13 protein-coding genes are annotated in these 11,677 nt (G+C 72.5%); 6 read left to right on the forward strand and 7 right to left on the reverse strand.

The features are described from left to right. The 3 genes from VIU94_RS43550 to VIU94_RS43560 all read right to left on the reverse strand — a co-directional run. The coding region (locus VIU94_RS43550) for a DMT family transporter (RefSeq protein ID WP_331921078.1) at positions 1–965 on the reverse strand (965 nt) is incomplete at its 3' end. Positions 966–1,128: 163 nt separating this feature from the next. Then, a complete protein-coding gene (locus VIU94_RS43555) occupies positions 1,129–2,124 on the reverse strand; it encodes an EamA family transporter (RefSeq protein ID WP_331921080.1) in 996 nt (331 codons plus the stop codon). Between the two features lie 41 nt (positions 2,125–2,165). Next, entirely contained in the window at positions 2,166–2,684 is a 519-nt protein-coding gene (locus tag VIU94_RS43560; protein WP_331921082.1) for a Clp protease N-terminal domain-containing protein, read from the reverse strand. A 197-nt stretch (positions 2,685–2,881) separates the two neighbouring features. On the opposite strand from VIU94_RS43560, the gene VIU94_RS43565 reads away from it, so the two are divergent. Then, positions 2,882–3,088 (forward strand): hypothetical protein, encoded by a 207-nt coding sequence (locus VIU94_RS43565; protein ID WP_331921084.1) that lies wholly within the window; start codon positions 2,882–2,884, stop codon positions 3,086–3,088. A 105-nt stretch (positions 3,089–3,193) separates the two neighbouring features. Beyond that, entirely contained in the window at positions 3,194–3,622 is a 429-nt protein-coding gene (locus VIU94_RS43570; protein WP_331921086.1) for a type II toxin-antitoxin system Rv0910 family toxin, read from the forward strand. Positions 3,623–3,681: 59 nt separating this feature from the next. On the opposite strand, the gene VIU94_RS43575 is transcribed toward VIU94_RS43570, so the two are convergent. Beyond that, positions 3,682–4,299 (reverse strand): PadR family transcriptional regulator, encoded by a 618-nt coding sequence (locus VIU94_RS43575; protein ID WP_331921088.1) that lies wholly within the window; start codon positions 4,297–4,299, stop codon positions 3,682–3,684. A gap of 217 nt (positions 4,300–4,516) precedes the next feature. Between VIU94_RS43575 and VIU94_RS43580 the strand changes: the two genes are divergently transcribed. Continuing rightward, a complete protein-coding gene (locus VIU94_RS43580; protein WP_331921090.1) occupies positions 4,517–5,326 on the forward strand; it encodes a PhzF family protein in 810 nt (269 codons plus the stop codon). A 64-nt stretch (positions 5,327–5,390) separates the two neighbouring features. Here the strand turns inward: VIU94_RS43580 and VIU94_RS43585 are convergent, their stop codons facing one another. Then, positions 5,391–6,170: a CPBP family intramembrane glutamic endopeptidase gene (locus VIU94_RS43585; protein WP_331921092.1), complete on the reverse strand. Its 780-nt coding sequence runs from the start codon at positions 6,168–6,170 to the stop codon at positions 5,391–5,393. A 205-nt stretch (positions 6,171–6,375) separates the two neighbouring features. Here VIU94_RS43585 and VIU94_RS43590 point away from each other — a divergent pair, with 205 nt between their 5' ends. Then, positions 6,376–8,208, forward strand: coding sequence for a substrate-binding domain-containing protein (locus VIU94_RS43590; protein ID WP_331921094.1), 1,833 nt, complete (start codon positions 6,376–6,378; stop codon positions 8,206–8,208). Here VIU94_RS43590 and VIU94_RS43595 read toward each other — a convergent pair. Then, positions 8,197–9,747 (reverse strand): glutamate-cysteine ligase family protein, encoded by a 1,551-nt coding sequence (locus VIU94_RS43595; RefSeq protein ID WP_331921096.1) that lies wholly within the window; start codon positions 9,745–9,747, stop codon positions 8,197–8,199. The genes VIU94_RS43590 and VIU94_RS43595 overlap by 12 nt on opposite strands. A gap of 482 nt (positions 9,748–10,229) precedes the next feature. On the opposite strand from VIU94_RS43595, the gene VIU94_RS43600 reads away from it, so the two are divergent. Further along, positions 10,230–10,835, forward strand: a complete 606-nt coding sequence (locus VIU94_RS43600) for a hypothetical protein (protein WP_331921098.1) — start codon at positions 10,230–10,232, stop codon at positions 10,833–10,835. 313 nt (positions 10,836–11,148) lie between these two features. Next, positions 11,149–11,355, forward strand: coding sequence for a DUF5999 family protein (locus VIU94_RS43605; RefSeq protein ID WP_331921100.1), 207 nt, complete (start codon positions 11,149–11,151; stop codon positions 11,353–11,355). A gap of 73 nt (positions 11,356–11,428) precedes the next feature. Here VIU94_RS43605 and VIU94_RS43610 read toward each other — a convergent pair. Further along, a partial coding sequence (locus VIU94_RS43610) for a hypothetical protein (RefSeq protein WP_331921102.1) occupies positions 11,429–11,677 on the reverse strand: 249 nt, incomplete at its 5' end.

The raw sequence follows: 11,677 nt of genomic DNA on the forward strand, positions 1-11,677 counted from the left end.
GCCGCCGCCGTCGCGCGGCGGCGAGCCGCCGCGGTGCGGGCCTCGGCGGCGGCCAGGCCGGTGACGGCGGTCAGCAGCAGCAGCGTGCCCCCGACGGTCGCCGCCGTCAGCTCCTCGCCGAGCAGCGTCACCGCGATCAGCGCCGCGCTCACCGGCTCCAGGAGCATGATCACGGAGACGGTCGCCGACCGGACGACGGCCGCCCCGGCGAAGTAGAGCGCGTACGCGAGCGCCGTCGGCACCGCCGCCACGTACACCAGGAGGCCGATCACCTCCAGCGGCCGGCCGGTGTGCGGGAGCAGCCCCTCGACGGCGGCCATGGGCAGCAGTCCGACGGAGCCGACGGCGAAGGCCCAGGCGGTCGTGGACAGGGAGTCCGCGCCCCCGCCGTCCCGGCCCAGCCACCGAGTGAGCAGGGTGATCGCCGCGTACCCGGCGGCGGAGAGCACCGCGAGGGCGACGCCCAGCGGGCGCACCTCGGCGCTGCCGCCGCCGAGGACGAGGACGGCGAGTCCGGCCAGCGCGCCGGCCACGGCCATCGCGCCGCCCCGGCCGAGGCGCTCGCCCATGAGGAGCCGGGCGCCGAGGGCGATCAGAACGGGGCCCGCGCCGAGGGTGACGACGGTGCCCACGGCCAGTCCGGTCGCCTCGACGGCCGCGAAGTAGGCGCTCTGGAAGCCGGTCAGGCCGATGCCGGTCCCGAGGATCCGCAGCAGCCGCCGGCCGCGCGGCTCGGCGGCGGCCGGCGTCCCGGCGCCGGAGCGCCCGCGCCGCAGCAGCACGGCGGGCAGCAGCAGGACGAGCCCGCCGAGGCACCGCCAGAAGGACAGCGCGAGAGGGCCGAGGTCGCTGGCCCGGAAGACCAGGGACGCGGCCGCGCCGGCGGTGCCCCAGGCGATTCCGGCGACGACGAGATAGGCGAGGCTCCGACCGACGTCGGAGGAGTGGGAAGGGTGGTTCGACACGTGTGCTCCGTGTGAAGACAGATGGGTTGGCCGCTGGACTCCGCACGCGGGCAGCGACGAACCGCCCGGGGCGAGGGCCGCCGGGCCTGGTCTTCGTCGGGAGAAAGCCGCCCGCGCCTAGGCGGCGGGAGGCGGAAGCACGGTCGAAAGCATGATCGACACCTTACGGGGCGGTCCGGGCGGCGGACAACTCGGTCTCGCGCTCGGCAGATCCGGCCGGTGCGGAGCCCGCCACCGGCTCCGGCACCGCCGCCTTGGGCGTGGCGGACTGTGCGATGAACGCGCCGAGCAGCACCACCGCGCCTCCGACGATCTGCGGCGCGGCCAGGTGCTCGCCGAGCAGCACCCAGGCGAGCACGGTCGCGATCACGGCCTCCAGGCAGGCGACCACGCCGGCCACCTGCGGCGACAGACGACGCACAGACACGACGCCGGTGACGTACGCGACGACGGTCGCGATCAGCACGATCCAGCCGAGCAGCAGCCAGGCCGCGACCTCGGAGCCGTTCATGTCGGCGGTCCCGCCGAGCAGCGACCAGTCCATGCCCCACGGGCGGGCGATCACGGTCAGCACGAGCGCGCCGATGAGCAGTCCGTACGCGATGACGCCGAGCGGGTCGGCGGGCTCGGACTCGTCGCTGCCCTGGTCGGACAGGACGAAGTAGCCGACCTGGCAGCAGGCGGCGGCCAGTGCGAGCAGCAGTCCGATGAAGTCGAAGCTCAGTCCGGACCAGACCTGCACGACGCAGGCGAGGCCGCCGACGGCCAGCACCACGCCCAGCGCGGCGGCCCGGGTCACCTGGCGGCGCTGGACGAACCGCACCCAGCCGAGGACGAGCGCCGGCGCGAGGTACTCCACGAGCAGCGCGACGCCGACGGGGATGCGGGAGATGGAGGCGAAGTAGAAGGCCTGGACGCCTGCCACGGCGAGCAGGCCGAAGCCGACGAGCAGGGCGGGCTTGCGGCGCACCAGGTCGCGGTGGCGCCAGGCCACCGGCAGCATGACGAGGGCGGCGCCGGCCACCCGCAGCCACACCACGTGCAGCGGGTCGAGTCCCGCCTCGATCAGCGGCTTGGCCGCCACTCCTGAACCACCGAATGCGAAGGCCGAGGCCAGGGCGAGTCCCAGGCCGGCGCTTCTCCCCTGAGACGCGTGCATCGGGCCATCATGACAGGGCGGCGTCAGGGGCGTAACCCCCGTTACACCTGTTGAGACAGCTCTGCGATCCGGCCGGTCAAAGCCCCCGGATCGACCCCGGCCCGCAGCAGGACCTCGACGGCCCGGCAGTCGGGATCGGCGGCGAGGACGGCGAGGACGTCGAGACCGGAGGCGCGCTGCTCGCCGCGCAGCGCGGCCCGCTCCAGGGCCCTTTCCATGGCGGCCGCGGCAACCGGCGACCAACTGCCGGACCCGATGACCGGCCCGGGCCCGGACTCGGCGGAGGCCCGCCAGCGCAGCCCGTAGCCGATGCTCCGCTGGACGAGATAGCCGAGCACCCGGGCGAGCTGGGCCGCACCCTCGAAGGCCGCACCGACCGCGGGGTCGGACTCGATCAGGGAGTGCAGCAGATGCGCGGTGTCGACCTGGCGGTCGCCGTCCCGCAGGGCTCGCCGGCGCGCCCCGGCGACGACCGAGGCGAGCTCGACGGTGAGCCGCGCCTCGATCTCCATGCGGTGCGGCGCGGGCTGGGCGGGTATCCGTGGGACGGGATGGTGCACCCTTCCAGCTCACCATCCCCAGGCCGCCGGAACATCCCCGCCGAGAAGCATGTGCGCATCCCACGGGAGTTGGGCACGGGCGACCGGTTCCTCCTCCTTGCGGATGAGATCGCGCTGATTCGGGAGCGCGCGGCGCGCGCCGACTTGCTCTGCGCCCCATACGCAACCATGACCCCGTCCGAGTTCGTCCTAGAAGTATGTTCTGGATGGTCTCTCTCGTCGCCCTGGACGGACGGCAGTACGTCTACCGCGTGTACGCCCCGCGCAAGGCGCTGCCCGCCGACCTCTTCTGGGCCGCCTTCCACTGCCACGAGGAGGGTGGCGGGCCGCGCGCCTCCGACTGGTTCGACGCGGCCGAGATCCGCTGGGTCGGCGGCACCGGCGAGCTGGCGGTGCGGAGCTGAACCAGGCCCGCCGACACGAGATCTGACGGTTCATCAGTATTGAATGTTCGCGCCCGCCCGACTACGTTCCGCGCCACCGGATGCCGGACGAGAAGGGGTGGTCGCATGGCCGAAGTCAGCGCAGAGGCACGGATCGAGGCGCCGGCCGAGAAGGTCTGGGCGCAGCTGACCGACTTCACCGCGTACGGCGAGTGGAACGCCACCCACACCAGCTTCCCGAACGGAGGCCCGGCGACCCTGGAGACGGGGGCCACCTTCGTCGAGAACATGAAGCTGATGGGGTTCCCGGCCGAGGTGACCTGGACGGTGGAGGAGCTGGAGACCGCGCGCGTGCTGGCCATCAGGGGCAAGGGCCCGATGGGCGTCAACGTCGGCACCCGGTACTCGCTGACCGCGGCCGGCGACGCGACGACCGTCCGCATCGACGGCGAGTTCACCGGGGCGGCGGTCTCGCTGATGGCGGGCAAGCTGAAGGACTCGGCGACGGCGGCGCTCGACGAGTCCCTGCGGAAGCTGGCCGGCCTGGTGGCCTGAAGCGGGTACGGACAGGGGCCCCGCGGCGGATCGCCGCGGGGCCCCTTCGAGCCTTCGGCTCAGTTCTCGTCAGCCAGGATCAGGTACAGCTTCTTGCGCGCCTCGTTGATGACCGAGACGGCCTTCTGCCGCTGATCGGTGTCGCCCGTCTTCCAGACCTGTCCGAACGCCTCCATCAGGCCGAAGCCGGCCTGCCGGATCTCGTTCACGGCCTCCCAGTCGACGCCGCGCCCGGCCTCCTCCCAGGGGGCCTCCGGCGCCGACTCGGCCTCGGTGCGGCCGGCGTCGGTGAGCGTGAACAGCTTCTTGCCGCCCTCGCTCGCGCTGGTGATCAGGCCCTCGTCCTCCAGGAGCTGGAGGGTCGGGTAGACCGAGCCCGGGCTGGGCTTCCAGGCCCCGCCGCTGCGCTCGCCGATCTCCTGGATCATCTCGTACCCGTGCATCGGGCGGTCCTTCAGCAGCGCCAGGATCGAGGCGCGCACGTCGCCGCGCCGCGCCCTGCCCCGGCCGCCGCCGCGACCGCGCCCGCCGAAGGGGCCTCCACCGAACGGCCCGCCGCCGTATCCCGGTCCGAACGGACCGAAAGCAGCGCGCCGCCCCTCGAAGTCTCCCCGATGTCCGGGGCCGCAGTGTCCGTGTCCGCGGCCGTGCTCGTGGTCATGTCCCTGTGAACGCATCGCTACGCTCCTTCCATCGTTGATCTGTCGCGATGCCTCGACGATATATCGGAATACTTCGTTTGACAACAGCCGAGCGCCTCTGGATCGGTGACGCGTTCGTGAGGCGTCTGCTCGGTGCTTGTCAGGTGACCGCGGTACGTACAGGTCAGGACCGGTCCAGCCGTCCCGGATTGGCCTTGGCCGGCGGCTTCGCCGAACCCGTACGGTCGCCCTCATGCGCATCCGAATCGTCGACGCCTTCACCGACCGCCCCTTCGCCGGCAATCCGGCCGGGGTCCTGCTCCTCGACTCGTTCCCGGACGACCACTGGCTGCAGAAAGTCGCCGCCGAGGTGAACCTCTCCGAGACGGCCTTCGCCCACCCGCTGCCGGCCGGCGGCGAGGCGGACTGGGCGCTGCGCTGGTTCACGCCGACTGCCGAGGTCGACATGTGCGGCCACGCCACGCTCGCCACCGCCCACGTCATCAACTCGATCGAGCGCGCCGAGGGCACCGTGCGGTTCGCCGCGCGGTGCGGCATCCTCGGGGCGACCGCCGAGCCGGACGGCACGATCACGATGGACTTCCCCACCTCCTCGCTGACGCCGGTCCCGGTGCCCGAAGGGCTCGCCAAGGCTCTGGGCGCGGAGGTCGTCTCGGTGCACGACACCTCCGCGCACATCGGCGACCTCGTCGTCGAGCTGAACGACGAGGAGACCGTCCGGGGGCTCGCGCCCGATCACGCGGCGCTCAAGAAGCTGTCCGACCGCGGCGTCATCGTCACCGCGGCGGCCGAACAGCCCGATCGCGGCTACGACTTCGTCTCGCGCGGCTTCTTCCCGGCCGTGGGCATCGACGAGGACCCGGTCACCGGGAGCGCGCACACCGCGCTCGCCCCCTTCTGGCAGGCGCGGTTCGGCCGGGAGGACCTCACCGGCTTCCAGGGCGGCGCCCGCACCGGCTTCGTACGCACCCGGCTGCGCGGCGACCGCACCCTGCTCAACGGGCACGCGGTCACGGTGATCGAGGGCGACCTGCGCGTCTGACGCAGGCTTCACGAAAACGCCGAAGGGGCGTGCGGCCACGGCCGTACGCCCCTTCGCCACCGCGTCACACAGTGGGCAGCCAGTCCACCTTCCCGGCCAGCAGCCCGTACCCGACGAACGCCACGATGTCGAGCAGCGCGTGCGCCGCCACGAGCGGCCCCACCCGTCCCCACCTGCGGTAGAGCAGCACGAACAGCACGCCCATCACCACGTTGCCGATGAAGCCGCCGATGCCCTGGTAGAGGTGGTACGAGCCGCGCAGCACCGCACTCGCCGCCAGCGCCGCCCACGGGGTCCACCCCAACTGGTCGAGTCTGCGCAGCAGATAGCCGACGACGATGACCTCTTCGAGGACGGAGTTCTCCACCGCAGAAAGGATCAGCACCGGGTACTTCCACCACACGTCCGGCAGCGACTCCGGCACCACGGTCAGGTTGAACCCGGCCGCGCGCGACACCAGATAGAAGGCGAGCCCCGCGCTCCCGATGCCGGCCGCGACCAGGGCGCCGCGCCCCAGGTCCTGCCAGGGCCGGGTCCGGTCGAAGCCGATCGCGCGCAGCCCGGCGCCCTCGCGGGTCAGCAGATGGGCCACCAGTAGGACCGGCACCAGCGCGTTCGCGATGCCGAAGAGCTGCCAGGCCAGATCGAGCCAGGGCCGGCCCGGGGCGTACGAGCCGTTGAGCGTCGCCGCCTGGTCCTTCAGGCCGCCCGGCTTGGTCAGCGAGCCGATGAAGCTGATCAGCGCGGAGACTCCGCTCGCGCCCAGCGAGAGGGCCAGGACCAGCACGGTCTCGGACCGCAGGGTCCTCTGCGAGAGCCTCTCCGGGGGAAGAGAATCGGCCACCGCACCCGACTCCGTCTGCACACCTGCCTCCACTTCGCCGTTCACCCCTCGGGCCCCATCCCGTCCCGCTAGGGTCTCGAATGCAATTCCGAAGACCGCGCGCGACAGGCCGGGGACCCGCGTCATTCCGACGACGAGGTCCCCCTTTGCTTGCTCGGCCTTGTTCAAGCTTCAAGGCTCAAGGTTCAAGGAGGGTTCCACCGCCATGGGACGTCACAGCTTGCCCGACGACCGCGCCACAGGGGCAACCGGGGCAGCCGGAACCACGAGAGACCCCGAGGACGGCACGACGCCCCGGCCGCGCCTGCGCCGCCGCACGATCGCCCTCGCGACCGCCCTCGTCCTGGCCGTCGCCGGCGGCATCGGCCTCGCCGCCCGCAGCGGACTGCTCTCCCCCGCGGGCGACTGCGTCGGCGCCCGCGGCCGACTCGACATCGTTGCCTCCCCCGACATCGCGCCGGCCCTCCAGGAGATCGCCGAGTACGCCCGCGAACGCCGCGTCACCTCCGACGGCGGCTGTCTGGACGTACGGGTGACCGCCCGCGACAACGCACCGGTGGCCGCCTCCCTGGCGACCGCGCAGAACCCGCCCGGCTTCGACGTGTGGGTCGCCGACTCCTCCGTGTGGACCGAGCGCGCCAAGGGCGTCGGGGACGGGATCCCGCTGCTCGCCGCCGGCGGGGTGGCCTCCTCCCCCGTCGCGCTCGCCGCCGTTCCCGCCGCCGGCCGCGCCCTGGGCTGGCCCACGAGCACGTACTCCTGGTCCCAGCTCGCCGAACGGGCCGGCGAGCCCGGGAAGTTGCGGCTCGGCTCGGCGGACCCGGCGCGCAGCGCCACCGGCCTGCTGGCCCTCGCCGGGATCTCCTCCTCCACGCGGGGCGCGGACAGCGACACCCGGGTCGCCGGCACGGCCAAGAAGCTGTCCACGCGGACCGCCGACGGCGACGGCAAGGTGCTGCGCACCCTCGCCCTCGACCCGGCGGACGGTGCCCGGGCGGACCGCAACGAGGCCGTCTTCCTCTCCGAACAGGCCGCCTTCGCCCACAACCGGCGCGCCTCCGACGCCCGTGACCTGCGGCTCTTCTACCCCACCGACGGGGCGCCGCAGCTGGACTTCCCGTACCACCTGATCGACGAGGGGCGGCTGTCCACCGACCGCAGCCGGGCCGCACTGCGGTTCATGACGCTGCTCAGCGACCCCGCCTCGCTGGACGTGCTGCGCGCGCACGGCTTCCGCACGCCCGACACCCCGGCGGCCGAGACCGACACCCTGGTACGGGCCGCCGGCGGGCTGGCCCCGCAGCCGTACGCGCAGGCCGCCGCCGGCCCGGCGGCGCGGCCGACGACAGAGCTGCTCCAGCAGACCCTGGGCATGTGGACGATCACCGTCCAGAGCGCCCGGCTGACCACGGTCGTGGACGCGTCCGGTTCCATGACGGTCCCGGTGCCGGGCCGGGACGGCCAGTCCCGGATGGACGTCACCAAGGCCTCGCTGCTGCATGCGCTCGACCAGTTCACGGCGGAGGACGAGATCGGGCTGTGGGACTTCGCCACGACGCTCGACGGCGACCGCGACTACCGCAGGCTGGTGCCGACCACCCGGCTCGGCGCGACCGTGCCCGGCGGCACGACCCAGCGCGCCCGGCTGACCGCCGCCTTCTCCCGGCTCGCCCCGGTGCCCGGCGGGGCCACCGGCCTGTACGACACCACGCTGGCGGCCTGGGAGGAGGCCCGGGCGGGCTACGTCCCCGGCAAGTTCAACGCGGTGGTGATCCTGACCGACGGCTCCAACCAGGACCGGGTGGGCATCGACCGCGCCGCCCTGATCGCCCGCCTGAAGGAGCACGCCGACCCGAAGCGCCCGGTCCCGCTGATCGCGATCGCGGTCGGCCCGGACGCCGACCGCGACGACATCCACGAGATCGCCAAGGCGACCGGCGGCGCGGGCTACCAGGTCACCGACCCGGCGGAGATCCAACTGGTGATCCTCAAGGCCATCATGAACGTCGGCGACGCCACCCGGGCCTCAGGCGCCTGAGGCATCCGGGACCACCGAGCCCGCCGCCGGGCCGCCTGACGCATCGAGCCCCACCGGCCACGTGTGCACCGGTTCGCCGGTGTGCATCAGCTCGGTGTAGCGGCGGGTCATCGCGGCCAGCGCCTCCTCCCGGTCGAGCCCCGCGGCCCGCGCCCGGTGGAACGTTTCGGCCTGCCAGGCCGCGCCGTTGGTCCGCCGCCTGCACCGCTCCTCGATGACCCCGAGGTAGAAGTCGCGGTCGGCCGGCTCGATCTGCCACGCGTCGAGCCCGGCCGCGGCGAGCGGCAGCAGTTCGTCCCGTACGAGCTTCACCGCGGGCACCGTCGCGATCCCGCCGCCCCGGCCCGGCCGCGGCCAGCGCAGCTCCGCCTCGATCCCGTGCCGGCAGGCCACGTCGAAGTTCTCCGCCGCGTCGGCGAACGGCAGCCGCTTCCAGACCGGCCGGGGGTCGTCGGCGAGCGCGCGCACCAGCCCGTAGTAGAACGCGGCGTTGGCGATCACATCGGTCACCGTCGGCCCGGCCGGCAGCACCCGGTTCTCCACCCGCAGATGTGGGACGCCGTCCACGACCCCGTACACCGGCCGGTTCCACCGGTAGACCGTCCCGTTGTGCAGCACCAGCTCCTGCAGCGAGGGCACGCCGCCCTCGTCGAGGACCCGCAGCGGATCCTCGTCGTCCATGAGCGGCAGCAGCGGCGGGAACCAGCGCAGGTTCTCCTCGAAGAGGTCGTACGCGGAGTCCACCCACCGCTCCCCGAACCAGGTCCGCGGCCGCACCCCCTGCGCCTGGAGCTCCGGCGGCCGGGTGTCGATCGACTGCTGGAACAGCGGCGGACGCGACTCCCGCCACAGCTCGCGCCCGAACAGGAAGGGCGCGTTGGCCCCGACGGCGACCTGCACCGCCGCCACCGCCTGCGCCGCGTTCCACACCGCCGCGAACCGTCCCGGGGTCACCTGGAGGTGCAACTGCACGGACGTGCACGCCGCTTCGCAGGCGATCGAGGAGGACGAGCAGCACAGCCGCTCCACCCCCTGTATGTCCAGCGCGAAGTCCTCACCACGGGCCGCCACGATCTGGTCGTTGAGCAGCATGTAGCGGTCCACGGCCGACAGATTGCCGGTGACCATGTCGCCGTGCGCGAGCGTCGGCAGAATTCCGATCATGAGAACGCCGGCGTCCACTTCCCTGGCCTTGCGATCGGCATATCCGAGACCCGCTCTGAGTTCCTCCGCGAGTTGATCGAAGACCCGGCCTCCGAGCCGGTGCGGGGCGATGTTCACTTCGAGATTGAACATCCCGAGTTCGGTCTGGAAATCATGGCTCGCGATGCGCTCCAGCACCTCGGCATTCATCATCCGGGGCATGCCGTCAGTGCCCGCGAGATTGAGTTCGATCTCCAGGCCCATCAGATTCCGTGGCCGGTCGAACCTCTTCTCCGCCAACAGTCGCGCCAGCCCCGCCAGGCACTGCTGCAACTTCCTGCGGTATTTCTGTCGATCGGACAGGTCGAACCCGTCTGCCACGACCTTCTCCCCCATCGAAGGGTCCCTCCTCGAGTGGGCAGCCCGCGGCTCCGTCGCTCGCGTCACGGACGATAATGCCCCAACTGACTGATCCATAACGCCCCCACGGCCACCGATCGGACGGTAGGCTGAGAACGTCGAACCACCCGGCACTTACCCCGGGCACGACGCAGTACGCATATTCGGTGTCGCCGGACGAATCCAGCACCGATCGCATTCAGCCGTCCGCGCCGACGGAGAAGTCGCAGGCAGCGGGCGCGCGTTCGACAAAAGTCCGGCGAATCCCCGGAGAATTACGACCTGATTGCGCCTTGCCCGGAATATCGGCGACGGCTAGCGGAAACACTGTGTGAACAGGCGTCGTATAAACTCCGCGGACGAGGTAGAGAGTCCGGCGCCCGGTCATGTCCACATGCACCGCTTCCGGCCCCGCAGCCGACAGCGCCGTCCGCGTCTGCCCCGCATCACCCTGTCTCTTGAGCGAGAGGCGACCCACCATGCTCCAGCCCTCTCCGGCGCCCGCGCCGGCCCTGCGCAGTGTCCTCGCGGCCCTCGGTTCCCCCACCGCGGTCAGCGAGTCGCGAACTCCCGCCCTCCGGTCCGCCCAGGGACCACTGAGCCCCGAACTCCCCCTGCCCGTACATGTGCTGGACGTACGCGACCGGGTCGTCCCGCCCGCGGGCGCACCGCGCACCCGGCTCACCGGCTGGCGTTTCCTGATCCGCGGCGCCGAGCGAGCCGTGGCCGCCGGGGACGCCGTCCTCACGCCCGACGGCTGGTCCTTCTCCCAGTTCTCCGAGGGGCCGTACCTCGCCGCCACCGAACGCGCCCTGCTCCAGGCCGAGTCGCTGCCCGCCGTGTACCAGCCGCGGCTGCTCTCCGTGCCCGAGCTGTACATGCTGACGCTGTGGCTGCACGGCGACACCGAGGCCGACGGCGCCGACGGCGCCCCCGATCCGGCCGACCTGCTCATACCGCTGGCCCCCGCGCCGCCCGGCATCGCCGCGCACCGGCCGCACCGGGTCGCCGATCTGCTGCCCGTCCTCACCCTCCGGCTGGCGCCGCCCGCACCCCTGTTCGGCACCCCGGCGCCGGCGGCCTGAGCCCGTCCGGAACCGGCGTCCCGCACCCCGCCCCGCGGCCCACCCGGGCCGCGGGGCACAGTTGTGCGTCCGGATGCCCCGTACGGACTAGCCCAGCCGGGCCATCGCGAACCACCCAAAGGGACAGTGCAGTTGGGTTGAACCGCCCGGGCGGGTGATACGTCTTCTTGCAATAGGAACAGCTGCCGTGAAATCCCTGCGGGAACGCCTCCGTAGGGGAACACTTGGACCGGACGAACCGACAACGGGGGCGGCCATGAACACCGCATCGAGCCGCAGGACACTCACTACCACGCAGCGAAAGAACCCATCCATGTGCCAGCATCAGCCTGCCTGTCCGACCGCCGACTCCGCCGACCGGGAGGCGGCCCGCCTGGTGGCCCACCACCCGGAACAGGGCTGGAGCCTGCTGTGCAACGGAGTCCTGCTCTTCGAGGACACCGGTGAGCTGCTGCCGGACGGCCAGATCATCGCGCCGCACCGTCCGTTGACCACGGGCCGGGTGGCCAAGGCGGCCTGAGCGGGCCGCGTCCAGCGCGCGAACGGCGAAGGGCCGGTCCGGAGAACGTCTCCGGACCGGCCCTCACTCATGCTCAGTTGTCGTACTCGTCCAGCGGCGGGCAGGAGCAGACCAGGTTGCGGTCGCCGTAAGCCTGATCGATGCGCCGCACCGGCACCCAGTACTTGCCCTCCCGCAGCGACGGCAGCGGGTAGACCGCCTCGGTACGGCTGTAGGGATGGGCCCACTCGTCGGCCGCGACGGCCTCGGCGGTGTGCGGGGCGTTGCGCAGCGGGTTGTCGGCCCGGTCGTAGGCGCCCGAGGCCACCCGCGCGATCTCGCC

It is taken from the genome of Streptomyces sp., from assembly GCF_036566765.1.
Classification (GTDB): domain Bacteria; phylum Actinomycetota; class Actinomycetes; order Streptomycetales; family Streptomycetaceae; genus Streptomyces.